Source organism: Streptococcus mitis (assembly GCF_001074635.1).
GTDB classification, from domain to species: domain Bacteria; phylum Bacillota; class Bacilli; order Lactobacillales; family Streptococcaceae; genus Streptococcus; species Streptococcus mitis_E.
In genome coordinates this window covers 1-26,900 of sequence record NZ_JUQO01000150.1, presented here as the reverse complement: position 1 = coordinate 26,900, position 26,900 = coordinate 1, and the positions used below count along the sequence as shown (strand labels likewise).

The window sequence follows — 26,900 nt, the reverse complement described above, 5'->3', positions numbered from 1 at the left end:
AATAAAATTCGTATGCGGGAAACAGTGATTTCCTATGCTTTCCTAGCACCAGTATTATTCTTCTTTGTCATCTTTGTATTGGCTCCTATGATTATGGGATTCATTACAAGTTTCTTTAACTACTCAATGACTAAATTTGAGTTTGTAGGCTTGGACAACTATGTTCGCATGTTTAAAGACCCTGTCTTTATGAAGTCTTTGATCAATACTGTGATTCTGGTTATTGGATCTGTACCAGTTGTTGTTCTGTTCTCACTCTTTGTAGCATCTCAGACCTATCATCAAAATGCCATTGCCAGATCCTTCTACCGTTTCGTCTTCTTCCTTCCTGTTGTAACAGGTAGTGTTGCCGTAACAGTTGTTTGGAAATGGATATATGACCCACTATCAGGGATTCTAAACTTTGTCCTTAAGTCAAGCCACATCATCAGCCAAAACATTTCTTGGTTGGGAGATAAAAACTGGGCGTTGATGGCGATTATGATTATCCTTTTGACTACATCTGTTGGTCAGCCGATTATCCTTTATATCGCAGCGATGGGAAATATCGACAATTCATTGGTGGAAGCAGCTCGGGTTGACGGTGCGACTGAATTGCAAGTTTTCTGGAAGATTAAATGGCCAAGCCTTCTTCCAACAACACTTTACATCGCAATCATTACAACAATCAACTCATTCCAGTGTTTCGCCTTGATTCAGTTGTTGACATCTGGTGGTCCAAACTACTCAACAAGTACACTTATGTACTACCTTTACGAAAAAGCCTTCCAATTGACAGAATACGGCTATGCCAACACCATCGGTGTCTTCTTGGCAGTGATGATCGCTATCGTAAGCTTTGTTCAATTTAAAGTACTTGGAAACGACGTAGAATACTAAAGAAAGGAGACAGCTATGCAATCTACACAAAAGAAACCTTTAACAGCTTTCACTGTTATTTCAACTATTATCTTGCTCTTGTTGACCGTGCTGTTCATCTTTCCATTCTACTGGATTTTGACAGGTGCCTTCAAGTCACAACCTGATACAATCGTTATTCCACCACAATGGTTCCCTAAAATGCCAACCATGGAAAACTTCCAACAACTTATGGTGCAAAACCCTGCCTTGCAGTGGATGTGGAACTCTGTATTTATTTCATTGGTAACCATGTTCTTAGTCTGTGCGACCTCATCTCTAGCAGGTTATGTATTGGCTAAAAAACGTTTCTATGGGCAACGCATTCTATTTGCTATCTTTATCGCTGCTATGGCGCTTCCAAAACAAGTTGTCCTTGTACCATTGGTACGTATCGTCAACTTCATGGGAATCCATGACACTCTTTGGGCAGTTATCTTGCCTTTGATTGGATGGCCATTTGGGGTCTTCCTCATGAAACAGTTCAGTGAGAATATACCTACAGAGTTGCTTGAGTCAGCTAAAATCGACGGTTGTGGTGAGATTCGTACTTTCTGGAGCGTAGCCTTTCCAATTGTGAAACCAGGATTTGCAGCCCTTGCAATCTTTACCTTCATCAATACATGGAACGACTACTTCATGCAGTTGGTTATGTTGACTTCACGTAACAACTTGACCATCTCACTCGGGGTTGCGACCATGCAGGCCGAAATGGCAACCAACTATGGTTTGATCATGGCAGGTGCCGCTCTTGCAGCAGTTCCAATTGTAACAGTCTTCCTAGTCTTCCAAAAATCCTTCACTCAAGGGATTACTATGGGAGCTGTTAAAGGATAATACTCTGCGAAAATCGAGTTCAAACTACGTCAGCGTCACCTTGCCATACTTAAGTATTGCCTGCGGTTAGCTTCCTAGTTTGTTCTTCAATTTTCATTGAGTATAGGAAAATCAATCTATCAAGATACAGAAATATATTTTATAGATTTAGAGAATATAGAGGTTATAAGTGTCTACAAAATGTTGGGTATTTTCTTACCTTGGAGATTTTGTTAGACACTTATAAACTTAAGAATGATTTTAGTTAACTATCAGAAACGAAGGAAAGAGTATGATTTTTGACGATTTGAAAAACATTACCTTTTACAAAGGGATTCATCCTAATCTAGACAAGGCTATCGACTATCTCTATCAACATCGTAAGGATTCTTTCGAACTAGGTAAGTATGAGATTGACGGGGACAAGGTCTTTCTAGTTGTTCAGGAAAATGTCCTTAATCAAGCTGAAAATGATCAATTTGAGCATCATAAAAACTATGCAGATTTGCATTTGCTGGTAGAAGGACATGAGTATTCGAGTTACGGTTCACGTATCAAAGATGAAGCAGTAGCATTCGACGAAGCGAGTGACATTGGCTTTGTTCATTGTCACGAAAACTACCCACTCTTGTTGGGTTATCACAATTTTGCAATTTTCTTTCCAGGAGAACCACACCAGCCAAATGGCTATGCAGGTATGGAAGAGAAGGTTCGCAAATATCTCTTTAAAATTTTGATTGATTAAAAAATCAGGAGGAGCAAACATGGCACAAAAAGGAGTAAGCCTTATCAAGGCAGCATTTGATACAGATAACTTTCTCATGCGTTTTAGTGAGAAGGTCTTGGATATCGTGACAGCCAATCTTCTTTTTGTTGTCTCTTGTTTGCCCATCGTGACGATTGGAGTGGCTAAAATTAGTCTCTACGAGACTATGTTTGAGATTAAGAAGAGCAGACGTGTGCCTGTCTTTAAAATCTATCTAAGAGCTTTCAAGCAAAATCTGAAATTGGGCTTCCAATTAGGTTTGCTAGAGTTGGGCATTGTTTTGTTGAGTCTTTTAGACCTCTATCTCTTCTGGGGTCAGACAGCTATGCCTTTCCAAATGGTAAAAGCTATTTGTCTAGGCGTTCTTATCTTCCTCACTATCGTGATGTTGGCTAGCTATCCTATCGCTGCACGCTATGATTTGACTTGGAAAGAAGTGTTACAAAAAGGACTTATCTTGGCAAGTTTTAACTTTCCTTGGTTCTTCCTCATGTTAGCTATTCTCTTTCTCATTGTGATGGTTCTTTATCTGTCCGCCTTCAGTTTACTTTTAGGTGGCTCAGCCTTCCTGCTTTTTGGGTTTGGACTCTTGGTCTTTATCCAGACTGGATTGATGGAGAAAATTTTCGCAAAATACCAATAGGATGGCTTGTTTCTGAAACTACTTTCAAGCCATAAACATTTCAAAATGCATATCGAAACTAAAATCTAAGTGTACACAAGATATTGAAAGCGTTTTTCACAAGGTGTATACTAAACACGTAAAGAATAAATCCTGCTTTTAGCAGAAAAAAAGAAAACTTAGGAGAAAATCTATGTCAGATTTAAAAAAATACGAAGGTGTCATTCCAGCCTTCTACGCATGTTATGATGATCAAGGAGAAGTAAGTCCAGAGCGTACACGTGCCTTGGTTCAATACTTCATTGATAAAGGTGTTCAAGGTCTCTATGTCAATGGTTCTTCTGGTGAATGTATCTACCAAAGCGTTGAAGACCGCAAGTTAATCTTGGAAGAAGTCATGGCAGTTGCCAAAGGTAAATTAACTATTATTGCCCATGTTGCTTGCAATAATACTAAAGATAGTATGGAATTAGCTCGCCATGCAGAAAGCTTGGGTGTAGATGCCATTGCAACGATTCCACCGATTTACTTCCGCTTGCCAGAATATTCCGTTGCCAAATACTGGAACGATATTAGTTCTGCAGCTCCAAACACAGACTATGTCATCTACAACATTCCTCAATTGGCAGGTGTTGCTTTGACTCCAAGCCTTTACACAGAAATGTTGAAAAATCCTCGTGTTATCGGTGTTAAGAACTCTTCTATGCCAGTTCAAGATATTCAAACCTTTGTGAGCCTTGGTGGAGAAGACCATATCGTATTCAATGGTCCTGATGAACAGTTCCTAGGTGGTCGCCTCATGGGTGCTAAGGCTGGTATTGGTGGTACTTATGGTGCTATGCCAGAACTCTTCTTGAAACTCAACCAATTGATTGCTGACAAAGATTTGGAAACAGCGCGTGAATTACAATACGCTATCAATGCAATCATTGGCAAATTGACTGCTGCACATGGAAATATGTACGGTGTGATTAAGGAAGTCTTGAAGATCAATGAAGGATTGAATATTGGTTCTGTTCGTTCACCATTGACACCAGTGACTGAAGAAGATCGCCCAGTTGTAGAAGCAGCTGCAGCCTTGATTCGTGAAACCAAGGAGCGCTTCCTCTAATCCATAAGGAGGTATTTATGACACACTACGTTGCAATTGATATCGGTGGAACAAATATCAAATATGGTTTGATCGACCAAGAAGGCCAACTTGTTGAATCGAATGAAATGCCAACAGAGGCGCATAAGGGTGGATCTCATATCTTACAAAAGACAAAAGATATCGTAGCTAGCTATTTAGAAAAAGGCCCAGTAGCAGGTGTTGCCATTTCTTCTGCAGGAATGGTGGATCCAGATAAGGGTGAGATTTTCTATGCTGGGCCTCAGATTCCAAATTATGCAGGAACCCAGTTCAAGAAGGAAATTGAGACTAGCTTTAATATTCCTTGTGAGATTGAAAATGATGTCAACTGTGCAGGTCTTGCTGAGGCGGTATCTGGTTCAGGTAAGGGAGCGAGTGTCACCCTTTGCTTGACCATTGGAACAGGTATCGGAGGTTGCTTGATTATGGATGGGAAAGTTTTCCATGGATTTAGCAATTCAGCCTGTGAAGTTGGTTATATGCATATGCAGGATGGAGCGTTCCAAGATTTGGCTTCTACAACAGCCTTGGTGGAGTATGTAGCAGCAGGTCATGGAGATCCAGTTGACCAGTGGAATGGTCGACGTATCTTTAAGGAAGCCACTGAAGGAAACAAAATCTGCATGGCTGGTATTGACCGGATGGTAGACTATCTAGGAAAAGGTCTGGCTAATATTTGCTATGTGGCCAATCCAGAAGTGGTCATTCTGGGTGGAGGTATCATGGGGCAAGAGGCTATCCTCAAACCCAAGATCCGCACAGCCTTAAAAGATGCCTTGGTGCCAAGCCTAGCTGAAAAAACACGATTAGAATTTGCCCATCACCAAAATACAGCAGGTATGTTGGGTGCCTACTATCATTTTAAGACAAAACAATCCTAGTTTGGCCCAGCCAAACTAGGATTTTCTAATCAAGTTCCCTTGACTTTCTTTATAATTGTGAGATAATAAAGAAAATATATAAAGGAGCTATATAAAATGGCTATAGCAAATTCAAATAAAATTGTGACCTTCCAAGCTAATAGGGAATTGGTAAATGATGCCATGGAAGTGTTAAAAGAAAAAAATCTCTCTCTTTCATCGGCACTTAGATTATTTTTAAAGAATGTTGCTGTAACAAATGAAGTAGATTTACTTAATGAAGAGGAATTAGAGAAGGAGTATTTGTTTAGACAATTACAAGCAGAAGTTCAAGAAAGTTATGCCAAGATTGAGGCTGGAAATTACTTGACAGATGAGGATGTCGTGACACGCTATGGATTATAAAAAATATAGGATTTTGTATTCTCCTAGAGTGATTGATAGTCTGGATAAAATATATCAGTATATAGCAGAGGAAATCGGTTCTGTAGAGGCTGCGAGACGAAAAGTGGCGAGTATCAGAAAAGATATTAATCGTCTAGAAATTTTCCCTCAAGCTGGATTTGATGCCGATGAAAAATTTGGTAAGAAATTAGACCCTCACTACCAAACGCGAGGATTGACCTTGAGTAAGGATTACATCGTATTATATACAATTGTTGAGGATACCGTCAGACTTGCTTATTTACTCCCTTCAAAAAGTGATTACATGAAATTATTCAAGACTAAGTCAAGATATGACTAATTCATAATCTTGAAGAGGTATGTTTGGTGATGAATAAAAATCCTAGTTTGACTCAGCCAAACTAGGATTTTCTGACGCGTTTTTGTCTACGATAGCCGTTGAGTTTTTTATTTTCCCAGTAGCTATTAAAGATTTTTTCCTTGTTTTCACGATTGATTTCCAAAAAGTAGGCATAAATCAAATCAATAAAGAAGAGCATAGGAAGTTGAGCGGATATTCGTTGGATATAGGAAGACTGGCTGTGGGTGGCTACCAGAACAGTCTCTGTGTAGGTCTGGCTATCTTTATTGGGAACACTTGAAAAGAGTACAGTCTTTGCCCCCATCTCCTTGGCATCTAATAGACTATCTAAAATAGAAGGTGTTGTGCCAGAAAGTGAGAAACCGAGTACGAGACAATTTTCATCCATAATGCTGGTTGTCCAAGCAAAGCCGTCTTGATCAGTCAAGGCCTCGCAGACCACACCCAGACGCATGAAGCGCAATTTCATTTCACGAGCTACGAGGCCAGAACTCCCTGTTCCGAAGAAGTAGACACGCTCAGCATCTTCGATTAGCTGGGCAATTCGTTCTAGTTGGATTTCGTCAATCAAGTCTTGTGTTTGTTCCCTCATATTGCTATAGCTTCTGAGGACTCGTTTGGTCAGTGGACTGTGCTTGGAGACTTGGTTGGCTTGATTTTCTGCCTGATGTTGGTATTGGAAAATGAATTCTCGGTAGCCAGTAAAGCCACACTTTTTAGCAAAGCGGGTCAAAGCAGCTTGAGAAATATGTAATTTTTGGGTGACTTGTTGAGAAGATAAATCATCTGTAATCGTTTCAGCTTGCAAAAAATAGCGAGCGATTTCTTGCTCTAGGTCTGTCATTTCTTCAAAATGTGAATCAATGATAGTTGCGATATCTGGTTTGTCCATAGGAAGGCTCCTTTAAATGAGTCGTGTTGGAAAAAGACTAGATTATTGAACTTTTACATTCATTATAACATATAATATAGGGATGAATAAATAAAAACGTATCTTACTGTAAAAACGAAAAAAGCTTCTTTCTTTTCCATAATTTTCTGCTCAAATTGTGGTACAATTAAGAGTAAGACTTTAAGTTAGAAATGAGACTGATTTGTATGAGAAAATTTAACAGCCATTCGATTCCGATTCGGCTTAATTTATTGTTTTCAATTGTCATTTTACTCTTTATGACCATTATTGGTCGTTTGTTGTATATGCAGGTTTTGAACAAGGATTTTTACGAAAAAAAGCTAGCCTCAGCTAGTCAGACCAAGGTCACAACCAGTTCTGCCCGTGGGGAAATCTATGATGCTAGTGGAAAACCTTTGGTAGAAAATACGTTAAAGCAGGTTGTTTCCTTTACGCGTAGTAATAAAATGACGGCTAAAGATCTGAAAGAAATCGCTAGTCAGTTGCTGGGATATGTGAGCATCAGTTCGCCAAATTTGACAGAACGCCAGTTGGCAGATTACTATTTGGCTGATCCTGAAATCTATAAAAAAACAGTGGAAGCTCTCCCAAGTGAGAAACGCTTGGATTCAGATGGCAATCGCCTATCCGAATCAGAACTGTATAACAATGCGGTCGATAGTGTCCCAACAAGTCAACTAAACTATACAGAGGATGAAAAGAAAGAAATCTATCTTTTTAGTCAGTTAAATGCTGTTGGAAACTTTGCGACAGGAACCATTGCGACAGATCCTCTAAATGATTCTCAGGTGGCTGTTATTGCCTCTATTTCAAAGGAGATGCCTGGCATTAGTATTTCTACTTCTTGGGATCGAAAGATTTTGGAAACTTCCCTTTCTTCTATAGTAGGGAGTGTATCCAGTGAAAAAGCTGGTCTCCCAGCGGAAGAAGCAGAAGCCTATCTTAAAAAAGGCTATTCTCTAAATGACCGTGTTGGAACCTCGTATTTGGAAAAGCAATATGAAGAGACCTTGCAAGGAAAACGCTCGGTGAAAGAAGTTCACCTAGACAAGTACGGTAACATGGAAAGTGTCGAAAATATCGAAGCTGGTACCAAAGGGAACAATATTAAACTGACCATTGATTTGGCCTTTCAAGATAGTGTGGATAATCTGCTTAAGAGTTATTTCAATTCCGAATTAGGAAATGGAGGAGCCAAGTATTCTGAAGGTGTGTATGCAGTTGCTCTAAATCCAAAAACAGGTGCTGTGTTATCCATGTCAGGGATTAAACATGACCTGAACACGGGAGAGTTAACACAGGATTCCTTGGGAACTGTGACCAATGTCTTTGTACCCGGTTCGGTTGTTAAGGCCGCTACCATCAGCTCAGGTTGGGAAAATGGTGTTTTATCAGGAAACCAAACCTTAACAGATCAGCCTATTGTTTTCCAAGGTTCAGCTCCAATTTATTCTTGGTATAAATTGGCATATGGATCTTTTCCTATTACAGCTGTGGAAGCCTTGGAGTATTCATCTAATGCTTACATGGTTCAAACCGCTCTTGGAATCATGGGCCAGACCTATCAACCAAATATGTTTGTTGGAACCAGCAATTTGGAAACAGCTATGGGAAAACTTCGTGCGACCTTTGGCGAATATGGCTTGGGGGCTGCGACCGGAATTGACCTACCAGATGAATCTACTGGATTTGTTCCCAAAGAGTATAGCTTTGCTAATTACATCACCAATGCCTTTGGGCAGTTTGATAACTATACGCCGATGCAGTTGGCTCAGTATGTAGCAACTATTGCAAATGATGGTGTTCGTGTGGCTCCTCGTATTGTTGAAGGCATTTATGGAAATAATGATAAGGGAGGACTGGGCGACTTGATTCAGCAACTGCAACCGACAGAGATGAATAAGGTCAATATATCCGACTCCGATATGAGTGTCTTGCACCAAGGTTTTTATCAGGTTGCTCATGGGACTAGTGGATTGACAACTGGACGTGCCTTTTCAAATGGTGCCTTGGTATCCATTAGCGGAAAAACGGGTACAGCCGAAAGCTATGTGGCAGATGGTCAGCAAGCAACCAATACCAATGCGGTGGCCTATGCCCCATCTGATAATCCCCAAATCGCTGTTGCAGTGGTCTTTCCTCATAATACCAATCTAACAAATGGTGTAGGACCTTCCATTGCGCGTGATATTATCAATCTGTATCAAAAATACCATCCGATGAACTAGAAAGGAATTTATGCTTTATCCAACACCTATTGCTAAGCTGATTGACAGTTATTCTAAGTTACCAGGTATTGGGATTAAGACGGCTACGCGTCTGGCCTTTTATACGATTGGGATGTCTGATGATGATGTCAATGAATTTGCAAAAAATCTCCTTTCTGCTAAGAGAGAATTGACCTACTGTTCTATTTGTGGACGTTTGACAGACGACGATCCTTGTTCTATCTGTACCGATCCGACTCGTGACCAGACAACGATTTTGGTGCTAGAGGATAGTCGGGATGTGGCGGCCATGGAAAATATCCAAGAATACCATGGACTCTATCATGTCCTGCATGGCCTCATTTCTCCTATGAATGGTATCAGTCCAGACGATATCAATCTCAAGAGCCTCATGACTCGTCTTATGGATAGTGAGGTTTCAGAAGTAATCGTAGCAACCAATGCCACAGCAGATGGGGAAGCGACTTCCATGTATCTTTCCCGCTTACTCAAGCCAGCTGGGATCAAGGTTACGCGTCTGGCACGAGGCCTTGCTGTGGGAGCAGATATCGAGTATGCGGACGAAGTGACCCTCTTACGGGCTATTGAAAATCGGACAGAGTTGTAAGTGTAGACAAATTTACGAACTCCATTCATTTATAAAAAAATCAAGGAGGCTGAAAATCGTTCATATTGGCCTCTTTTTGTATAGTGTGATGAGTAGGATCAGGTTCAAGTTTTAAAAAAACAAGCAAATATGATATACTAAAGAGCGAGTATTCTAGTAGAATTAGGACAAGTAATATGAAACAAACGATTATTCTTTTATATGGTGGACGGAGTGCGGAACGCGAAGTCTCTGTCCTGTCAGCTGAAAGTGTCATGCGTGCGGTTAATTATGACCGTTTCACAGTCAAGACTTTCTTCATCAGCCAGTCAGGTGACTTTATAAAAACGCAAGAATTTAGTCATGCTCCGGGGCAAGAAGACCGTCTCATGACCAATGCGACCATTGATTGGGATAAGAAAGTTGCACCGAGTGCTATCTATGAAGAAGGGGCAGTAGTCTTCCCAGTTCTTCATGGTCCGATGGGAGAAGATGGTTCTGTTCAAGGATTCTTGGAAGTTTTGAAAATGCCTTATGTAGGCTGTAATATCTTGTCATCCAGTCTTGCCATGGATAAAATCACGACCAAGCGTGTGTTAGAATCTGCTGGCATTGCACAAGTTCCCTATGTGGCTATCGTTGAAGGGGATGATGTGACTGCTAAAATCGCTGAAGTGGAAGAAAAATTGGCTTATCCAGTCTTCACTAAGCCGTCAAACATGGGTTCTAGTGTCGGTATTTCTAAGTCTGAAAATCAAGAAGAACTCCGTCAAGCCTTGAAACTTGCCTTTCAATATGACAGTCGTGTCTTGGTAGAGCAAGGGGTAAATGCCCGTGAAATCGAGGTTGGTCTACTAGGCAACTACGATGTCAAAAGCACGCTACCAGGAGAAGTAGTCAAGGATGTTGCCTTTTATGACTACGATGCCAAGTATATTGATAACAAGATTACTATGGATATCCCAGCTAAAATCAGTGATGATGTGGTAGCTGTCATGCGTCGAAATGCAGAAACGGCCTTCCGTGCCATTGGGGGTCTCGGTCTATCTCGTTGCGATTTCTTCTATACAGATAAGGGAGAGATTTTCCTAAACGAGCTTAATACCATGCCAGGTTTTACCCAGTGGTCTATGTATCCATTACTTTGGGACAATATGGGAATCGGCTACCCAGAACTAATCGAGCGTTTGGTTGACCTTGCCAAGGAAAGTTTTAACAAGCGCGAAGCGCATTTGCTATAAAAATGAAAGAGAGGGTAGGAGCCAGAACCATCACTGCAAGGTGACTAGAGTTCTTGGACTTCAACCCTTTTTAAAGGAGTAGAAATGAAATTAACAATCCACGAAGTGGCTCAAGTTGTAGGAGCTAAAAATGATGTCAGTATCTTTGAGGACACCCAGTTAGAGAAAGCTGAGTTTGACAGTCGTTTGATTGCGACAGGAGATTTATTTGTGCCCTTCAAGGGTGCGCGTGATGGTCATGGCTTTATCGAAACAGCCTTTGAAAATGGTGCAGCAGTAACCTTGTCTGAGAAAGAGGTCGCAAATCATCCTTACATTCTAGTAGATGATGTCTTGACTGCCTTTCAACAACTAGCTGCCTACTATCTTGAAAAAACGGCAGTTGATGTCTTTGCAGTTACAGGTTCAAATGGTAAGACAACGACCAAGGATATGTTGGCACACTTGCTATCAACAACCTACAAAACCTACAAAACACAAGGCAACTACAATAATGAGATTGGCCTTCCTTACACGGTTCTTCATATGCCTGAAGAAACAGAAAAGTTGGTTTTGGAGATGGGACAGGATCACTTGGGAGATATTCATCTCTTGTCTGAATTGGCTCATCCAAAAACAGCCATTGTAACCTTGGTTGGAGAAGCCCATTTGGCTTTTTTCAAAGACCGTTCGGAGATTGCTCAAGGAAAAATGCAAATTGCAGACGGGATGGCACCTGGTTCCTTGCTTTTAGCTCCGGCTGACCCTATTGTAGAGGCCTACCTGCCAGCTGATAAAAAGGTGGTTCGTTTTGGGCAAGGAGCAGAGTTGGAAATTACAGACTTGGTTGAGCGCAAGGATAGTCTGACCTTTAAGGCTAATTTCTTGGAACAAGCCCTCGATTTGCCAGTGACTGGTAAGTACAATGCCACCAATGCTATGATTGCGTCTTATGTTGCCCTACAAGAAGGAGTTTCAGAGGAGCAGATTCGTCAGGCCTTCCAAGATCTTGAATTGACGCGTAACCGTACCGAGTGGAAGAAAGCAGCCAATGGAGCAGATATCCTATCAGATGTTTACAATGCCAATCCAACTGCTATGAAGCTGATTTTAGAGACTTTCTCTGCCATTCCAGCCAATGAAGGTGGCAAGAAAATTGCAGTGTTGGCTGATATGAAGGAGCTTGGTGACCAGTCTATTCAACTCCATAATCAGATGATTTTGAGCCTCTCGCCAGATGTGCTTGATACCGTTATTTTCTATGGAGAAGACATTGCTGAATTAGCCCAATTGGCTAGTCAAATGTTCCCAATCGGCCACGTTTACTACTTCAAGAAAACAGAAAACCAAGATCAATTTGAAGACCTAGTTAAGCAGGTCAAGGAAAGTCTAGGAGCTAATGATCAAATCTTGCTCAAGGGCTCTAACTCCATGAATCTAGCTAAGCTGGTAGAAAGTTTAGAAAATGAAGACAAGTAATTTTGTCAAACATTTACGTATTTCTAAATCCATTTTTCTTACATAGCATGGTATAATAAAATGCAGGAAAATTTTGAATCATGAGGAATACTAGATGAATTTATGGGATATTTTCTTTACGACCCAAGCAACAGAGCCACCCAAGTTTGATCTTTATTGGTATGTCAGTATATTTACACTCTTGGCCTTGACCTTCTATACAGCCTATCGTTATCGTGAAAAGAAGGTTTACCAACGATTTTTCCAAATCTTGCAGGCCGTTCAGTTAATCCTTCTTTATGGTTGGTATGGGGTCAATCATATGCCACTGTCAGAAAGTTTACCCTTTTACCATTGCCGTATGGCTATGTTTGTGGTGCTCTTGCTTCCTGGTCAGTCTAAATATAGGCAGTATTTTGCATTACTAGGAACATTTGGGACATTAGCTGCCTTTGTTTATCCAGTGCCAGATCCCTATCCTTTCCCACATATTGCCATTTTGTCCTTTATCTTTGGGCACTTAGCTCTCTTGGGGAACTCACTGGTTTATCTCTTGAGACAGTACGATGCGCGCTTGCTGGATGTGAAGGGAATTTTTCTCATGACCTTTGCACTAAATGCCTTGATTTTTGTGGTCAATTTGGTAACAGGTGGTGATTATGGATTTTTGACAAAACCGCCATTGGTTGGAGACCACGGCTTAGTAGCTAATTATTTAATCGTTTCTCTGGCCTTGTCAGCGGCGATTACGTTGACAAAGAAAATTTTGGAACTATTTTTAGAACAAGAAGCAGAAAAAATGATTGCAAAGAAAGCTTAGAAATGAGCTTTCTTTTTTGGCAATAGACAGATTGTTGTTGGTTACATAGAGTAGAAAAATTCTTGTAAAGGAAAAGTGAAAAATTGGCTAGTAAATTTAGGAAAAACTAAGCACAATCAGATTTTTTGTGTTATAATATTCTGTGAATAGCTATGCCCATGTTTAGCTATGGAATATTACGAAGTGAGAAACTTGGAAGATAGAGAGGATGCGATGTAATGGCTAGAGAAGGCTTTTTTACAGGTCTAGATATTGGAACAAGCTCTGTCAAGGTGCTTGTAGCCGAGCAGAGAAATGGTGAATTAAATGTAATTGGCGTGAGTAATGCCAAAAGTAAAGGTGTAAAGGATGGAATTATTGTTGATATTGATGCAGCAGCAACTGCTATCAAATCAGCTATTTCCCAAGCAGAAGAAAAGGCAGGCATTTCGATTAAATCAGTGAATGTCGGCTTGCCTGGTAATCTTCTGCAGGTAGAACCAACTCAAGGGATGATTCCAGTAACATCTGATACCAAGGAAATTACGGATCAAGATGTTGAAAATGTTGTCAAATCAGCTTTGACAAAGAGTATGACACCTGACCGTGAAGTCATTACCTTTATTCCTGAAGAATTTATTGTGGATGGTTTCCAAGGGATTCGTGACCCACGTGGCATGATGGGGGTTCGCCTTGAAATGCGTGGTTTGCTTTATACAGGCCCTCGTACTATCTTGCACAATCTGCGTAAGACAGTTGAACGTACAGGTGTTCAGGTTGAAAATGTTATCATTTCGCCACTAGCAATGGTTCAATCAGTTTTGAACGAAGGTGAACGTGAATTTGGTGCTACAGTGATTGATATGGGGGCAGGCCAGACGACTGTTGCTACAATCCGTAACCAAGAACTCCAGTTCACCAATATTCTCCAAGAAGGTGGAGATTATGTAACTAAGGATATCTCTAAAGTCTTGAAAACTTCTCAGAAGTTGGCTGAAGGTTTGAAATTAAACTATGGAGAGGCTTATCCTCCTCTTGCAAGTAAAGAAACCTTCCAAGTAGAGGTTATTGGGGAAGTAGAACCTGTTGAAGTAACAGAAAATTACTTGTCAGAGATTATTTCTGCACGAATCAAGCATATTTTTGAACAAATCAAACAAGACTTGGAGAGAAGACATTTATTGGATCTTCCTGGTGGAATTGTTTTGATCGGTGGAAATGCAATTTTACCGGGTATGGTAGAATTGGCTCAAGAAGTCTTTGGCGTTCGTGTCAAACTCTATGTTCCAAACCAAGTTGGTATTCGCAATCCAGCCTTTGCGCATGTGATTAGTCTATCGGAATTCGCTGGACAATTGACAGAAGTCAATCTTTTGGCTCAGAGAGCAGTCAAGGGTGAAGTTGCTCTGATTCATCAACCAATTAGTTTTGGGGGAATGATTCAGAAAACAGCTCAGTTTGTACAATCAACGCCTGTTCAACCAGCTCCTACTCCAGAAGTAGAGCCGGTGGAGCCTACAGAACCAATGGCGGATTTCCAACAAGCTTCACAAAATAAACCGAAATTAGCAGATCGTTTCCGTGGCTTGATCGGAAGCATGTTTGACGAATAAAGAGGAAAAATAAATTATGACATTTTCATTTGATACAGCTGCTGCTCAAGGTGCAGTGATTAAGGTAATTGGTGTCGGTGGAGGCGGTGGCAATGCCATCAACCGTATGGTCGACGAAGGTGTTACAGGCGTAGAATTTATCGCAGCAAACACAGATGTACAAGCATTGAGTAGTACAAAAGCTGAGACTGTTATTCAGTTGGGACCTAAATTGACTCGTGGTTTGGGTGCAGGAGGTCAACCTGAGGTTGGTCGTAAAGCTGCTGAAGAAAGCGAAGAAACACTGACAGAAGCTATCAGTGGTGCAGATATGGTCTTCATCACTGCTGGTATGGGAGGAGGCTCTGGAACTGGAGCTGCTCCTGTTATTGCTCGTATCGCCAAAGATTTAGGTGCTCTTACAGTTGGTGTTGTAACACGTCCGTTTGGTTTTGAAGGAAGCAAGCGTGGACAATTTGCTGTAGAAGGAATCAATCAACTACGTGAGCATGTAGATACTCTATTGATTATTTCAAACAACAACTTGCTTGAAATTGTTGATAAGAAAACACCGCTCTTGGAGGCTCTTAGCGAAGCGGATAACGTTCTTCGTCAAGGTGTTCAAGGAATTACCGATTTGATTACCAACCCAGGATTGATTAACCTTGACTTTGCCGATGTGAAAACGGTAATGGCAAACAAAGGGAATGCTCTTATGGGTATTGGTATCGGTAGTGGAGAAGAACGTGTTGTTGAAGCAGCGCGTAAGGCAATTTACTCTCCACTTCTTGAAACAACAATTGATGGAGCAGAAGATGTGATTGTCAACGTAACTGGTGGTCTTGACTTAACCTTGATTGAGGCAGAAGAGGCTTCACAAATTGTGAACCAGGCGGCAGGTCAAGGAGTGAACATCTGGCTCGGTACTTCAATTGATGAAAGTATGCGTGATGAAATTCGTGTAACAGTTGTTGCAACAGGTGTTCGTCAAGACCGCGTAGAGAAGGTTGTGGCTCCACAAGCTAGACCTGCTACTAACTACCGTGAGACAGTAAAACCAGCTCATTCACATGGCTTTGATCGTCATTTTGATATGGCAGAAACAGCTGAATTGCCAAAACAAAATCCACGTCGTTTGGAACCAACTCAAGCATCTGCTTTTGGTGATTGGGATCTTCGCCGTGAATCGATTGTTCGTACAACAGATTCAGTAGTTTCTCCAGTTGAACGCTTTGAAGCCCCAACTTCACAAGATGAAGATGAATTGGATACACCTCCATTTTTCAAAAATCGTTAAGTAAATGAATATAAAAGAAAATACAGAACTTGTTTTTCGAGAAGTCGCAGAGGCGAGTCTGAGTGCTCATCGGGAGAGTGGTTCAGTCTCTGTCATTGCAGTTACCAAGTATGTAGATGTACCGACAGCGGAAGCCTTGCTTCCGCTAGGTGTTCATCATATCGGTGAAAATCGTGTCGATAAGTTTCTGGAGAAATATGAAGCTTTAAAAGATCGAGATGTGACTTGGCATTTGATTGGTACCTTGCAAAGACGTAAGGTGAAAGATGTCATTCAATACGTTGATTATTTCCATGCTTTGGATTCAGTAAAGCTAGCAGAGGAAATCCAAAAAAGAAGTGACCGAGTCATCAAGTGTTTCCTTCAAGTAAATATTTCTAAAGAAGAAAGTAAACACGGATTTTCGAGAGAGGAACTGCTGGAAATCTTGCCAGAGTTAGCCAGACTAGATAAGATTGAATATGTTGGTTTAATGACGATGGCTCCTTTTGAGGCTAGCAGTGAGCAGTTGAAAGAAATTTTCAAGGCGACCCAAGATTTACAAAGAGAAATCCAAGAAAAACAAATTCCAAATATGCCTATGACCGAGTTAAGTATGGGAATGAGTCGTGATTATAAAGAAGCGATTCAATTCGGTTCCACCTTTGTTCGTATAGGTACAGCATTTTTTAAGTAGGAGAGAACCATGTCTTTAAAAGATAGATTCGATAGATTTATAGATTATTTTACGGAGGATGAGGATTCAACGGTTCCTTATGAAAAAGGAAATGAACCCGTGTTTACTCCAGTAAATTCTTCACAGGAACCGGCTCTCCCAATGAATCAACCTTCACAGTCGGCTGGTGCAAAAGATAGCAATATCACCAGATTGCATGCACGACAACAGGAATTGGCAAATCAGAGCCAGCGTTCAACTGATAAGGTAATTATAGATGTTCGTTATCCTAGAAAATATGAAGATGCAACAGAAATTGTTGATTTATTGGCAGGAAACGAAAGTATTTTAATTGATTTTCAGTATATGACAGAGGTACAGGCCCGTCGTTGCTTGGACTATTTAGATGGAGCTTGTCATGTTTTAGCTGGAAATCTGAAAAAGGTAGCATCTACTATGTATCTGTTAACACCAGTGAATGTTATTGTGAATGTAGAAGATATTCGTTTACCAGATGAAGAACAAAATGGTGAGTTTGGCTTTGATATGAAGCGAAATAGAGTACGATAATGATTTTTTTAATTCGTCTGATTTATAATGCAGTGGATATTTACTCCCTGATTTTGCTAGCCTTTGCTGTCATGTCTTGGTTTCCAGGCGCCTACGAATCAAGTTTGGGTCGTTGGATTGTAGCATTGGTAAAACCAGTGCTTGCTCCTTTGCAACGCCTGCCTTTACAGATAGCAGGTCTTGATTTATCTATTTGGGTTGCGATTGTTTTGATTCGATTTTTAGGAGATAACCTAGTCCGTTTTCTGGCGATGATAGGATGAATAAAGGGATTTACCAGCATTTCTCCATAGAAGATCGTCCATTTCTTGACAAGGGAATGGAATGGATAAAGAAGGTAGAAGATAGCTATGCTCCTTTTTTAACTCCTTTTATCAATCCTCATCAGGAGAAGCTATTAAAGATTTTGGCCAAAACCTATGGTCTTGCTTGTAGCAGTAGTGGGGAATTCGTCTCAAGTGAGTATGTTCGAGTTTTATTATACCCAGATTATTTCCAGCCAGAGTTTTCAGATTTTGAAATGTCTCTCCAGGAAATTGTGTATTCCAATAAATTTGAACACTTAACGCATGCTAAGATTTTAGGGACAGTCATCAATCAATTAGGGATTGAACGGAAACTTTTTGGAGATATCCTAGTAGATGAAGAACGGGCGCAGATTATGATTAATCAGCAGTTTCTTCTTCTCTTTCAAGATGGATTAAAGAAAATTGGCCGTATACCCGTTTCGCTGGAGGAACGTCCTTTCACCGAGAAAATAGATAAGCTAGAACAGTATCGAGAGCTGGATTTATGTGTGTCTAGTTTTAGATTAGATGTTCTTTTATCAAATGTTTTAAAACTATCTAGGAATCAAGCAAACCAGTTGATTGAAAAGAAACTTGTCCAAGTAAATTATCATGTGGTAGACAAATCAGATTATACTGTTCAAGTTGGAGACTTGATTAGTGTGAGAAAATTTGGGCGCTTGAGATTGCTTCAAGATAAGGGACAAACAAAAAAAGAGAAGAAAAAAATAACCGTCCAGTTATTATTAAATAAGTGAGGAATAGAATGCCAATTACATCATTAGAAATAAAGGACAAGACCTTTGGAACTCGATTCAGAGGTTTTGATCCAGAAGAAGTCGATGAATTTTTAGATATTGTGGTTCGTGATTACGAAGATCTTGTTCGTGCGAATCATGATAAAGATTTGCGTATTAAGAGTTTAGAAGAACGTTTGTCTTACTTTGATGAGATGAAAGATTCATTAAGTCAGTCTGTATTGATTGCCCAGGATACAGCTGAGAGAGTGAAACAGGCGGCGCATGAACGTTCAAATAATATCATTCACCAAGCAGAGCAAGATGCGCAACGCTTGTTGGAAGAAGCTAAATATAAGGCAAACGAGATTCTTCGTCAAGCAACAGACAATGCTAAGAAAGTTGCTGTTGAAACAGAAGAATTGAAGAACAAGAGCCGTGTCTTCCACCAACGTCTCAAATCTACAATTGAGAGTCAGTTGGCTATTGTTGAATCTTCAGATTGGGAAGATATTCTCCGTCCAACAGCTACTTATCTTCAAACCAGTGATGAAGCTTTTAAAGAAGTGGTTAGCGAAGTACTTGGAGAACCGATTCCAGCTCCAATTGAGGAAGAACCAATTGATATGACACGTCAGTTCTCTCAAGCAGAAATGGCAGAGTTACAAGCTCGTATTGAGGCAGCCAATAAAGAATTGGCTGAATTTGAAGCTCAGGCTAAACAGGAAGTGGAAAATCCAATTCCTGTAGTGAGTCCTCAAATGGAAGAAGAGTCTGCTCATCCAGTTGGTCCAATGTACGAAGAACCAGAAGTAGCTCCAGTACATCCTTCGGCTCCAACACCAGCTACAGAAACGTTTGATTCAGCACCAGGATTTGAAGCACCGCAAGAATCCGTTACAATTTTATAAGAAACGATGTGAGAACAATATCTTATCCTTATATTTCCAGCGAGCAGGAGATGGTGTGAGTCCTGTAATCCCTATTGATAAGATTATCCTCTCAAAAACTCAAGTCTGAAGCTAGTAAGATTTGACGTTCCCCACGTTACGGGATAAGAGGGAGAAAGACTAAATCTTTTTCCGAATAAAGGTGGTACCACGATTTTCGTCCTTTTTGGCAGTCGTGGTTTTTAATTTGTTATTATTTATAAAGGAGATACCATGAAACTCAAAGATACCCTTAACCTTGGGAAAACAGCTTTCCCAATGCGTGCAGGCCTTCCTACCAAAGAGCCAGTTTGGCAAAAGGAATGGGAAGATGCAAAACTTTATCAACGTCGTCAAGAATTGAACCAAGGAAAACCTCATTTCACCTTGCATGATGGCCCTCCATACGCGAACGGAAATATCCACGTTGGACACGCTATGAACAAGATTTCAAAAGATATCATTGTTCGCTCAAAATCTATGTCAGGTTTTTACGCACCATTTATCCCAGGTTGGGATACTCATGGTCTGCCAATCGAGCAAGTTTTGGCAAAACAAGGTGTCAAACGTAAAGAAATGGACTTGGTTGAGTACTTGAAACTTTGCCGTGAATACGCTCTTTCTCAAGTAGATAAACAACGTGAAGACTTTAAACGTTTGGGTGTTTCTGGTGACTGGGAAAATCCATATGTGACTTTGACTCCTGACTATGAAGCAGCTCAAATCCGTGTATTTGGTGAGATGGCTAATAAAGGTTATATCTACCGTGGTGCAAAACCAGTTTACTGGTCTTGGTCATCTGAGTCAGCCCTTGCTGAAGCGGAGATTGAATACCATGATTTGGTCTCAACTTCCCTTTACTATGCCAACAAGGTAAAAGATGGCAAAGGTGTTCTAGATACAGATACTTATATCGTAGTTTGGACAACAACTCCATTTACCATCACAGCTTCTCGTGGTTTGACTGTTGGTGCAGATATTGATTACGTTTTGGTTCAACCTGCTGGTGAAACTCGTAAGTTTGTGGTTGCTGCAGAATTATTGACTAGCTTGTCTGAGAAATTTGGCTGGGTTGATGTTCAAGTTTTGGCAACTTACCGTGGTCAAGAACTCAACCACATCGTAACAGAACACCCATGGGATACAGCTGTAGATGAATTGGTTATCCTTGGTGACCACGTTACGACTGACTCTGGTACTGGTATTGTCCATACAGCCCCTGGTTTTGGTGAGGATGACTACAATGTCGGTATTGCTAATGGTCTTGAAGTCGCAGTGACTGTTGACGAACGTGGTATCATGATGAAGAATGCTGGTCCTGAGTTTGAAGGTCAGTTCTACGAAAAGGTAGTTCCAACTGTTATCGAGAAACTTGGTAACCTCCTTCTTGCCCAAGAAGAAATCTCTCACTCATACCCATTTGACTGGCGTACTAAGAAACCAATCATCTGGCGTGCAGTTCCACAATGGTTTGCCTCAGTTTCTAAATTCCGCCAAGAAATCTTGGATGAAATTGAAAAGGTGAAATTCCATTCAGAATGGGGTAAAGTCCGTCTTTACAATATGATTCGTGACCGTGGTGACTGGGTCATCTCTCGTCAACGTGCTTGGGGTGTTCCACTTCCAATCTTCTACGCTGAAGACGGTACAGCGATTATGACAGCTGAAACTATTGAGCATGTAGCTCAACTCTTTGAAGAACATGGTTCAAGCATTTGGTGGGAACGTGATGCCAAAGACCTCTTACCAGAAGGATTTACTCATCCAGGTTCACCAAATGGCGAATTCAAGAAAGAAACAGACATCATGGACGTTTGGTTTGACTCAGGTTCATCATGGAATGGAGTGGTAGTAAACCGTCCTGAGTTGACTTACCCAGCAGACCTTTACCTAGAAGGTTCTGACCAGTACCGTGGTTGGTTCAACTCATCACTCATCACATCTGTTGCCAACCATGGCGTAGCACCTTACAAGCAAATCTTGTCACAAGGTTTTGCCCTTGACGGTAAAGGTGAGAAGATGTCTAAATCTCTTGGAAATACCATTGCTCCAAGTGATGTTGAAAAACAATTTGGTGCTGAAATCTTGCGTCTTTGGGTAACAAGTGTGGATTCAAGCAACGACGTGCGTATCTCTATGGATATTTTGAGCCAAGTCTCTGAAACTTACCGTAAGATTCGTAACACTCTTCGTTTCTTGATTGCCAACACATCTGACTTTACCCCAGCTCAAGATGTAGTCGCTTACGATGAACTTCGTTCAGTTGATAAGTACATGACGATTCGCTTTAACCAGCTTGTCAAGACCATTCGTGATGCCTATGCGGACTTTGAATTCTTGACAATCTACAAGGCCTTGGTGAACTTTATCAACGTTGATTTATCAGCCTTTTACCTTGATTTTGCTAAAGATGTTGTTTACATCGAAGGTGCTAAATCATTGGAACGCCGTCAAATGCAAACTGTTTTCTATGACATTCTTGTGAAAATCACCAAACTCTTGACACCAATCCTTCCTCACACTGCGGAAGAAATCTGGTCATACCTTGAGTTTGAAGCAGAAGATTTCGTTCAATTGTCAGAATTGCCAGAAGCGGAAACTTTTGCTAATCAAGAAGAAATCTTGGATACATGGGCAGCCTTCATGGACTTCCGTGGACAAGCTCAAAAAGCCTTGGAAGAAGCTCGTAATGCAAAAGTAATCGGTAAATCACTTGAAGCACACTTGACAGTTTATCCAAATGAAGTTGTGAAAACTCTACTCGAAGCAGTAAACAGCAATGTAGCTCAACTTTTGATCGTGTCAGACTTGACCATCGCAGAAGGACCAGCTCCAGAAGATGTCGTTAGCTTCGAAGATGTAGCCTTTACAGTTGAACGCGCTGCAGGCCAAGTATGTGACCGTTGCCGTCGTATCGACCCAACAACAGCAGAACGTAGCTACCACGCAGTCATCTGTGACCACTGTGCAAGCATCGTAGAAGAAAACTTTGAAGACGCAGTCGCAGAAGGATTTGAAGAGAAATAAGGTTGAAAAGTCTAGGGAAAACTCAATTTGAGAAGGAAAGACAACTAATCTTATAGACTATAAAACGCATTGTATCAAGTTTTTGAATACCTGATATGATGCGTTTTTTATTTATTTTGAAAATTTGCGAGGTGTGACTTTTTATACTCAACAAGAATCAAAGAGAAACATAGCAAGCTGACAGCAGTAAGATAAAATACGAATTTGATATTGCGGATAAGATTGGTAAATTGTGTCACATTTTTACAATAATAAATTTGTGTAATTGCTTTTGATTTCTGAAAAGTATTATATTTTATTTCATATTATACAAATTTTTATTTTATAATATCAGAAAATACTATTTTTTTTTAGCAAATATGATACAATTTTATTTGAAAAAAAAATAAAAAGGAGATTTTATTATGAAATCAAAAACACTTGCTTTAATTAGTGGTATCGTCGGTCTTGTGGGAGGAATTTTACTTCTTATTGGTCCTTTTGTCTTGTTGGGAACAGCGGTAAATACAGCTGCTACAACTCTTAATGGAGGAGCTACTGCAGGGGCTGTTTCAGGTGTTGCCTTACTCTTGAATGCCTTGAAGATTGCAAATCTTGTTCTTGGTATCATTGCTATTGTTTACTATAAAGGAGATAATCGTGTAGGTGCAGCTCCGTCTGTACTAATGATTGTTTCAGGTGGAGTTAGTCTCATTCCATTCTTAGGATGGGTTGGGGGGATTCTTGCTATTATTGGAGGATCTCTATTCCTTGCAACATTGAAGAAATTCAAATCAGAAGAATAAAAGGTATTTTAGCATGAAAAGAACAAAAAAGTTTATCGGTCTAGGAGTAGTTCTATTATCTGTTTCTCTTCTCGCTGCATGTGGAGCACAAAATGCAAAGACTACTTCAACAAGTAGTGATGAGAAGACAGTAGCAACATCTAATACCTCAAAAGAAACAATCACTCTTGATAAACCGGTTGTAACAGACGATGCGATTGAATCAATACGTACTTATGCAGATTATATAGATCTTTATAAAAAGATTTTTGATGATTATTTTACTAAAGCTGAGGAAAGTTTCAAAGGCACAGCTATGGAAAATAATGAGTCGTTTACCAAACTAAAAGAGTCAACTCAAAAATTATTCGATGCGCAGAAAAAAATATATGATTTGCTAGGGTCTACTGAGCTCAAGGAAGATGATAAATCAAAATTGTCTCAACAATTGAAAGACTTTAGAGACAATTTGTAAAAACAGTTGAAAACTTTGACATCTCAACTACAGTAAGATAGAAATTTTTTTGTAGTAATTGAGAATAATTGGTTAAATTACACCCCAAATGTTAGAAATTGGGGTGTTTTTTAAAGATTAAATAATGAAGATAGAATAGAAACAACCAAAAACAATGTGATTGTCAAACAGTCCTTTCCTTTTTGGTTTTGACTAGCTTTTTTGTGAAAAATTGTGTAAAATAGAATAGATAAACGAGGGGAAACCTCGGAAAATTTAAAGGAGAATCCATCTAATGGTAAAATTGGTTTTTGCTCGCCACGGTGAGTCTGAATGGAACAAAGCTAACCTTTTCACTGGTTGGGCTGATGTTGATTTGTCTGAAAAAGGTACACAACAAGCGATTGACGCTGGTAAATTGATCAAAGAAGCTGGTATCGAATTTGACCAAGCTTACACTTCAGTATTGAAACGTGCAATCAAAACAACGAACTTGGCTCTTGAAGCTTCTGACCAATTGTGGGTTCCAGTTGAAAAATCATGGCGCTTGAACGAACGTCACTACGGTGGTTTGACTGGTAAAAACAAAGCTGAAGCTGCTGAACAATTTGGTGATGAGCAAGTTCACATCTGGCGTCGTTCATACGATGTATTGCCTCCAAACATGGACCGTGATGATGAGCACTCAGCTCACACAGACCGTCGTTACGCTTCACTTGACGACTCAGTAATCCCAGATGCTGAAAACTTGAAAGTGACTTTGGAACGTGCCCTTCCATTCTGGGAAGATAAAATCGCTCCAGCTCTTAAAGATGGTAAAAACGTATTCGTAGGAGCTCACGGTAACTCAATCCGTGCCCTTGTAAAACACATCAAAGGTTTGTCAGATGACGAAATCATGGACGTGGAAATCCCTAACTTCCCACCATTGGTATTCGAATTCGACGAAAAATTGAACGTAGTTTCTGAATACTACCTTGGAAAATAAAAAATTGTAAGCCTAGAATTGATTTCTAGGCTTTTTATGTTAGTATGGTAGTATGATAAGGAATAAAAAACAAGATTATGTATTGGCCTATAAGCAACCAGCATCAAGAACATATAAGGGTTGGGAAGAAGAGGCCTTACCGATAGGTAATGGTTCTTTAGGGGTAAAAATATTTGGCCTTATAGGGGCTGAGCGGATTCAATTCAATGAAAAAAGTCTCTGGTCGGGTGGGCCTCAACCAGATAGTTCAGATTATCAGGGTGGAAATCTTCAAGATCAGTATAGTTTTTTAGCTGAGATTCGCCAGGCTTTGGAGAAGAGAGACTACAATACTGCTAAGGAACTGGCTGAACAGCACCTAGTCGGGCCCCAAACGAGTCAATATGGGACCTATCTGTCCTTTGGAGATATTTTCATTGAGTTTAGTAATCAAGGCAAGACTTTGTCTCAGGTGACGGATTACCAGAGACAGCTGAATATTAGTAAGGCACTTGCGACGACTTCTTATGTCTATAAGGGAACGAAATTTGAACGTGAAGCCTTTGCGAGTTTTCCAGATGATCTCTTGGTTCAGCGCTTTACTAAGGAAGGGTTGGAAACTCTAGATTTTACTATAGAACTATCCTTGACCCGTGATTTGGCTTCTGATGGAAAGTATGAACAGGAAAAATCTGATTACAAGGAATGCAAGTTGGATATTACTGATTCTCATATTTTGATGAAGGGAAGAGTTAAGGATAATAATCTGCGGTTTGCTAGCTGTTTAGCTTGGCAAACAGATGGGGATATTAGAGTTTGGGCAGATAAGGTTCAGATATCAGGAGCCAGTTATGCCAATCTTTTCTTGGTGGCTAAGACAGATTTTGCTCAAAATCCTGCTAGCAATTATCGCAAGAAACTAGATTTAGAGAAACAGGTTAAGGACTTGGTGGAGACAGCTAAAGAAAAGGGCTATGCCCAATTGAAATCAAGGCATATTGAGGACTACCAAGCTTTATTTCAGCGTGTTCAATTGGATTTGGGGGCTGATGTTGACGCACCCACTACAGATGAGTTGCTAAGAAATTATAAGCCACAAGAGGGGCAGGCTTTGGAGGAGCTGTTCTTCCAGTATGGGCGGTATTTATTGATTAGTTCTTCCAGATATTGTCCAGATGCTCTACCAGCTAACTTGCAAGGGATCTGGAATGCGGTCGATAACCCTCCTTGGAATTCGGACTATCACCTGAATATCAACCTGCAGATGAATTATTGGCCAGCCTATGTTACCAATCTTCTAGAGACGGCTTTTCCAGTCATCAACTATATCGATGATTTGCGAGTCTATGGTCGCCTAGCGGCTGCAAGGTATGCAGGAATCGTCTCTCAGGAAGGGGAGGAGAATGGTTGGTTGGTCCATACCCAAGCGACTCTTTTTGGCTGGACGGCACCTGGTTGGGATTACTATTGGGGTTGGTCACCAGCTGCCAATGCGTGGCTGATGCAAACTGTTTATGAAGCCTATTCATTTTATAGGGACCAAGACTATCTCAGGGAGAAAATTTATCCCATGTTGAGGGAAACGGTTCGTTTTTGGAATGTTTTTTTACATAAGGATCAGCAGGCACAGCGTTGGGTCTCTTCTCCGTCTTATTCCCCAGAACATGGGCCGATTTCGATTGGCAATACCTATGACCAATCTCTGATTTGGCAATTATTTCATGATTTTATTCAGGCTGCTCAGGAATTGGGTCTGGATGAGGACTTGTTGATTGAAGTCAAGGAGAAGTTTGACTTGCTTAATCCTCTTCAAATCACTCAATCTGGTCGAATCAGGGAGTGGTATGAGGAGGAAGAGCAACATTTTCAAAATGAGAAAGTGGAGGCCCAGCATCGGCACGCTTCCCATCTGGTGGGACTCTATCCTGGAAATCTCTTTAGCTACAAGGGACAAGAGTATCTTGAATCGGCGCGTGCTAGCCTCAATGATCGTGGAGACGGTGGTACAGGCTGGTCCAAGGCTAATAAGATCAATCTTTGGGCGCGTCTAGGAGATGGCAACCGAGCCCATAAATTATTAGCAGAGCAGTTAAAGTCATCCACCTTGCCAAATCTTTGGTGTAGCCACCCTCCTTTTCAGATAGATGGTAATTTTGGTGCTAGCAGTGGCATGGCAGAAATGTTGCTCCAGTCTCATACAGCTTATCTGGTACCTCTAGCCGCCCTACCTGATGCTTGGTCAACAGGTTCTGTTTCAGGCTTAATGGCACGTGGACATTTTGAAGTGAGCATGAGGTGGGAGGATAAAAAACTCTTACAGTTGACCATTTTATCAAGGAGTGGAGGAGATTTGCGAGTTTCTTATCCAGGTATTGAGAAGAGTGTGATTAAAATGAATCAAGAAAAAGCAAAAGTGAAATGCATGGGGAAAGATTGTATTTCGGTGGCAACAGCAGAAGGCGATCTGGTTCAATTTTATTTTTAAGAAGATGTTATACTCTTTTAAAATCTCTTCAAACCACGTCAGCTTTATCTGCAACCTCAAAGCGGTGCTTTGA

At 40.6% G+C, this 26,900-nt stretch carries 26 protein-coding genes; 25 read left to right on the top strand and 1 reads right to left on the bottom strand.

Going from position 1 to position 26,900, the window contains the following annotated elements; all coding sequences use genetic code 11:
- The first annotated feature begins 12 nt into the window (after window positions 1–12).
- The 8 genes from ADI58_RS06305 (at window position 13) to ADI58_RS06270 (ending at window position 5,838) form a co-directional block, all read left to right on the top strand.
- The gene (locus ADI58_RS06305) at window positions 13–879 is read left to right on the top strand and encodes a carbohydrate ABC transporter permease (protein ID WP_153198773.1); all 867 of its coding nucleotides are present in this window, start codon (window positions 13–15) and stop codon (window positions 877–879) included.
- A 15-nt stretch (window positions 880–894) separates the two neighbouring features.
- Window positions 895–1,734, top strand: coding sequence for a carbohydrate ABC transporter permease (locus ADI58_RS06300; protein ID WP_049521897.1), 840 nt, complete (start codon window positions 895–897; stop codon window positions 1,732–1,734).
- A 271-nt stretch (window positions 1,735–2,005) separates the two neighbouring features.
- Window positions 2,006–2,458, top strand: a complete 453-nt coding sequence (locus ADI58_RS06295) for a NanQ anomerase/TabA/YiaL family protein (protein ID WP_000575450.1) — start codon at window positions 2,006–2,008, stop codon at window positions 2,456–2,458.
- 19 nt (window positions 2,459–2,477) lie between these two features.
- Window positions 2,478–3,122: a YesL family protein gene (locus ADI58_RS06290; RefSeq protein WP_049521896.1), complete on the top strand. Its 645-nt coding sequence runs from the start codon at window positions 2,478–2,480 to the stop codon at window positions 3,120–3,122.
- Between the two features lie 172 nt (window positions 3,123–3,294).
- Window positions 3,295–4,212, top strand: coding sequence for a dihydrodipicolinate synthase family protein (locus tag ADI58_RS06285; protein ID WP_001281495.1), 918 nt, complete (start codon window positions 3,295–3,297; stop codon window positions 4,210–4,212).
- 17 nt (window positions 4,213–4,229) lie between these two features.
- The gene (locus ADI58_RS06280; RefSeq protein ID WP_049521895.1) at window positions 4,230–5,114 is read left to right on the top strand and encodes an ROK family protein; all 885 of its coding nucleotides are present in this window, start codon (window positions 4,230–4,232) and stop codon (window positions 5,112–5,114) included.
- A 96-nt stretch (window positions 5,115–5,210) separates the two neighbouring features.
- Window positions 5,211–5,498: a type II toxin-antitoxin system RelB/ParD family antitoxin gene (gene relB / locus ADI58_RS06275; protein WP_049521894.1), complete on the top strand. Its 288-nt coding sequence runs from the start codon at window positions 5,211–5,213 to the stop codon at window positions 5,496–5,498.
- Window positions 5,488–5,838, top strand: a complete 351-nt coding sequence (locus tag ADI58_RS06270) for a type II toxin-antitoxin system RelE/ParE family toxin (protein WP_000384863.1) — start codon at window positions 5,488–5,490, stop codon at window positions 5,836–5,838. Before relB ends, ADI58_RS06270 begins: the two co-directional genes overlap by 11 nt.
- Before the next feature lie 61 nt (window positions 5,839–5,899).
- On the opposite strand, the gene ADI58_RS06265 is transcribed toward ADI58_RS06270, so the two are convergent.
- Window positions 5,900–6,751 (bottom strand): MurR/RpiR family transcriptional regulator, encoded by an 852-nt coding sequence (locus ADI58_RS06265; RefSeq protein WP_049521893.1) that lies wholly within the window; start codon window positions 6,749–6,751, stop codon window positions 5,900–5,902.
- Window positions 6,752–6,942: 191 nt separating this feature from the next.
- On the opposite strand from ADI58_RS06265, the gene pbp2b reads away from it, so the two are divergent.
- The 17 genes from pbp2b to ADI58_RS06175 all read left to right on the top strand — a co-directional run bounded on the left by pbp2b (window position 6,943) and on the right by ADI58_RS06175 (window position 26,827).
- On the top strand, window positions 6,943–9,000 hold the full coding sequence (pbp2b, locus tag ADI58_RS06260; protein WP_080982490.1) for a penicillin-binding protein 2B: 2,058 nt from the start codon (window positions 6,943–6,945) through the stop codon (window positions 8,998–9,000).
- A gap of 10 nt (window positions 9,001–9,010) precedes the next feature.
- Entirely contained in the window at window positions 9,011–9,607 is a 597-nt protein-coding gene (gene recR, locus ADI58_RS06255; RefSeq protein ID WP_000966754.1) for a recombination mediator RecR, read from the top strand.
- A gap of 176 nt (window positions 9,608–9,783) precedes the next feature.
- A complete protein-coding gene (locus ADI58_RS06250) occupies window positions 9,784–10,827 on the top strand; it encodes a D-alanine--D-alanine ligase (RefSeq protein ID WP_049521891.1) in 1,044 nt (347 codons plus the stop codon).
- Between the two features lie 84 nt (window positions 10,828–10,911).
- Window positions 10,912–12,285, top strand: coding sequence for a UDP-N-acetylmuramoyl-tripeptide--D-alanyl-D-alanine ligase (locus ADI58_RS06245; RefSeq protein ID WP_049521890.1), 1,374 nt, complete (start codon window positions 10,912–10,914; stop codon window positions 12,283–12,285).
- Between the two features lie 94 nt (window positions 12,286–12,379).
- Window positions 12,380–13,084 (top strand): YwaF family protein, encoded by a 705-nt coding sequence (locus ADI58_RS06240; RefSeq protein ID WP_049521889.1) that lies wholly within the window; start codon window positions 12,380–12,382, stop codon window positions 13,082–13,084.
- A 218-nt stretch (window positions 13,085–13,302) separates the two neighbouring features.
- Entirely contained in the window at window positions 13,303–14,676 is a 1,374-nt protein-coding gene (ftsA, locus tag ADI58_RS06235) for a cell division protein FtsA (RefSeq protein WP_049521888.1), read from the top strand.
- Window positions 14,677–14,692: 16 nt separating this feature from the next.
- Window positions 14,693–15,952, top strand: a complete 1,260-nt coding sequence (ftsZ, locus tag ADI58_RS06230) for a cell division protein FtsZ (protein WP_049521887.1) — start codon at window positions 14,693–14,695, stop codon at window positions 15,950–15,952.
- A 4-nt stretch (window positions 15,953–15,956) separates the two neighbouring features.
- The gene (locus ADI58_RS06225; RefSeq protein ID WP_049521886.1) at window positions 15,957–16,628 is read left to right on the top strand and encodes a YggS family pyridoxal phosphate-dependent enzyme; all 672 of its coding nucleotides are present in this window, start codon (window positions 15,957–15,959) and stop codon (window positions 16,626–16,628) included.
- A gap of 9 nt (window positions 16,629–16,637) precedes the next feature.
- Complete coding sequence (locus ADI58_RS06220) at window positions 16,638–17,177, top strand: cell division protein SepF (protein ID WP_049521885.1); 540 nt, start codon at window positions 16,638–16,640, stop codon at window positions 17,175–17,177.
- A complete protein-coding gene (locus tag ADI58_RS06215) occupies window positions 17,177–17,440 on the top strand; it encodes a YggT family protein (protein ID WP_049521884.1) in 264 nt (87 codons plus the stop codon). Before ADI58_RS06220 ends, ADI58_RS06215 begins: the two co-directional genes overlap by 1 nt.
- Window positions 17,437–18,222, top strand: coding sequence for a YlmH family RNA-binding protein (locus ADI58_RS06210; protein ID WP_049521883.1), 786 nt, complete (start codon window positions 17,437–17,439; stop codon window positions 18,220–18,222). Before ADI58_RS06215 ends, ADI58_RS06210 begins: the two co-directional genes overlap by 4 nt.
- 8 nt (window positions 18,223–18,230) lie before the next feature.
- A complete protein-coding gene (locus ADI58_RS06205; protein ID WP_049521882.1) occupies window positions 18,231–19,112 on the top strand; it encodes a DivIVA domain-containing protein in 882 nt (293 codons plus the stop codon).
- 252 nt (window positions 19,113–19,364) lie between these two features.
- On the top strand, window positions 19,365–22,157 hold the full coding sequence (gene ileS, locus ADI58_RS06195) for an isoleucine--tRNA ligase (protein WP_049521880.1): 2,793 nt from the start codon (window positions 19,365–19,367) through the stop codon (window positions 22,155–22,157).
- A gap of 404 nt (window positions 22,158–22,561) precedes the next feature.
- Window positions 22,562–22,942 carry a hypothetical protein gene (locus tag ADI58_RS06190; protein WP_000837844.1) on the top strand — a complete coding sequence of 127 codons (381 nt, stop codon included), beginning with the start codon at window positions 22,562–22,564 and terminating at the stop codon, window positions 22,940–22,942.
- A 13-nt stretch (window positions 22,943–22,955) separates the two neighbouring features.
- Complete coding sequence (locus ADI58_RS06185) at window positions 22,956–23,396, top strand: hypothetical protein (protein WP_049521879.1); 441 nt, start codon at window positions 22,956–22,958, stop codon at window positions 23,394–23,396.
- Window positions 23,397–23,670: 274 nt separating this feature from the next.
- Window positions 23,671–24,363 (top strand): phosphoglycerate mutase, encoded by a 693-nt coding sequence (locus ADI58_RS06180; protein WP_000240129.1) that lies wholly within the window; start codon window positions 23,671–23,673, stop codon window positions 24,361–24,363.
- 52 nt (window positions 24,364–24,415) lie between these two features.
- Window positions 24,416–26,827, top strand: coding sequence for a glycoside hydrolase family 95 protein (locus tag ADI58_RS06175; protein WP_049521878.1), 2,412 nt, complete (start codon window positions 24,416–24,418; stop codon window positions 26,825–26,827).
- The last annotated feature ends 73 nt before the right edge of the window (window positions 26,828–26,900 follow it).

What these genes read in the sequence shown, in the direction of transcription:
- ADI58_RS06290 (WP_049521896.1), top strand. Translation starts at nt 2,478, where the DNA reads ATGGCACAAAAAGGAGTAAGCCTTATCAAGGCAGCATTTGATACAGAT.
- ADI58_RS06250 (WP_049521891.1), top strand. Translation starts at nt 9,784, where the DNA reads ATGAAACAAACGATTATTCTTTTATATGGTGGACGGAGTGCGGAACGC.
- ADI58_RS06285 (WP_001281495.1), top strand. Translation starts at nt 3,295, where the DNA reads ATGTCAGATTTAAAAAAATACGAAGGTGTCATTCCAGCCTTCTACGCA.
- ADI58_RS06215 (WP_049521884.1), top strand. Translation starts at nt 17,177, where the DNA reads ATGATTTTTTTAATTCGTCTGATTTATAATGCAGTGGATATTTACTCC.
- recR (WP_000966754.1), top strand. Translation starts at nt 9,011, where the DNA reads ATGCTTTATCCAACACCTATTGCTAAGCTGATTGACAGTTATTCTAAG.
- ADI58_RS06305 (WP_153198773.1), top strand. Translation starts at nt 13, where the DNA reads ATGCGGGAAACAGTGATTTCCTATGCTTTCCTAGCACCAGTATTATTC.
- ileS (WP_049521880.1), top strand. Translation starts at nt 19,365, where the DNA reads ATGAAACTCAAAGATACCCTTAACCTTGGGAAAACAGCTTTCCCAATG.
- ADI58_RS06180 (WP_000240129.1), top strand. Translation starts at nt 23,671, where the DNA reads ATGGTAAAATTGGTTTTTGCTCGCCACGGTGAGTCTGAATGGAACAAA.
- ftsZ (WP_049521887.1), top strand. Translation starts at nt 14,693, where the DNA reads ATGACATTTTCATTTGATACAGCTGCTGCTCAAGGTGCAGTGATTAAG.
- ADI58_RS06220 (WP_049521885.1), top strand. Translation starts at nt 16,638, where the DNA reads ATGTCTTTAAAAGATAGATTCGATAGATTTATAGATTATTTTACGGAG.
- ADI58_RS06210 (WP_049521883.1), top strand. Translation starts at nt 17,437, where the DNA reads ATGAATAAAGGGATTTACCAGCATTTCTCCATAGAAGATCGTCCATTT.
- ADI58_RS06190 (WP_000837844.1), top strand. Translation starts at nt 22,562, where the DNA reads ATGAAATCAAAAACACTTGCTTTAATTAGTGGTATCGTCGGTCTTGTG.
- ADI58_RS06270 (WP_000384863.1), top strand. Translation starts at nt 5,488, where the DNA reads ATGGATTATAAAAAATATAGGATTTTGTATTCTCCTAGAGTGATTGAT.
- relB (WP_049521894.1), top strand. Translation starts at nt 5,211, where the DNA reads ATGGCTATAGCAAATTCAAATAAAATTGTGACCTTCCAAGCTAATAGG.
- ADI58_RS06240 (WP_049521889.1), top strand. Translation starts at nt 12,380, where the DNA reads ATGAATTTATGGGATATTTTCTTTACGACCCAAGCAACAGAGCCACCC.
- pbp2b (WP_080982490.1), top strand. Translation starts at nt 6,943, where the DNA reads ATGAGACTGATTTGTATGAGAAAATTTAACAGCCATTCGATTCCGATT.
- ADI58_RS06245 (WP_049521890.1), top strand. Translation starts at nt 10,912, where the DNA reads ATGAAATTAACAATCCACGAAGTGGCTCAAGTTGTAGGAGCTAAAAAT.
- ADI58_RS06175 (WP_049521878.1), top strand. Translation starts at nt 24,416, where the DNA reads ATGATAAGGAATAAAAAACAAGATTATGTATTGGCCTATAAGCAACCA.
- ADI58_RS06265 (WP_049521893.1), bottom strand. Translation starts at nt 6,751, where the DNA reads ATGGACAAACCAGATATCGCAACTATCATTGATTCACATTTTGAAGAA.
- ADI58_RS06295 (WP_000575450.1), top strand. Translation starts at nt 2,006, where the DNA reads ATGATTTTTGACGATTTGAAAAACATTACCTTTTACAAAGGGATTCAT.
- ADI58_RS06185 (WP_049521879.1), top strand. Translation starts at nt 22,956, where the DNA reads ATGAAAAGAACAAAAAAGTTTATCGGTCTAGGAGTAGTTCTATTATCT.
- ADI58_RS06300 (WP_049521897.1), top strand. Translation starts at nt 895, where the DNA reads ATGCAATCTACACAAAAGAAACCTTTAACAGCTTTCACTGTTATTTCA.
- ADI58_RS06205 (WP_049521882.1), top strand. Translation starts at nt 18,231, where the DNA reads ATGCCAATTACATCATTAGAAATAAAGGACAAGACCTTTGGAACTCGA.
- ADI58_RS06225 (WP_049521886.1), top strand. Translation starts at nt 15,957, where the DNA reads ATGAATATAAAAGAAAATACAGAACTTGTTTTTCGAGAAGTCGCAGAG.
- ADI58_RS06280 (WP_049521895.1), top strand. Translation starts at nt 4,230, where the DNA reads ATGACACACTACGTTGCAATTGATATCGGTGGAACAAATATCAAATAT.
- ftsA (WP_049521888.1), top strand. Translation starts at nt 13,303, where the DNA reads ATGGCTAGAGAAGGCTTTTTTACAGGTCTAGATATTGGAACAAGCTCT.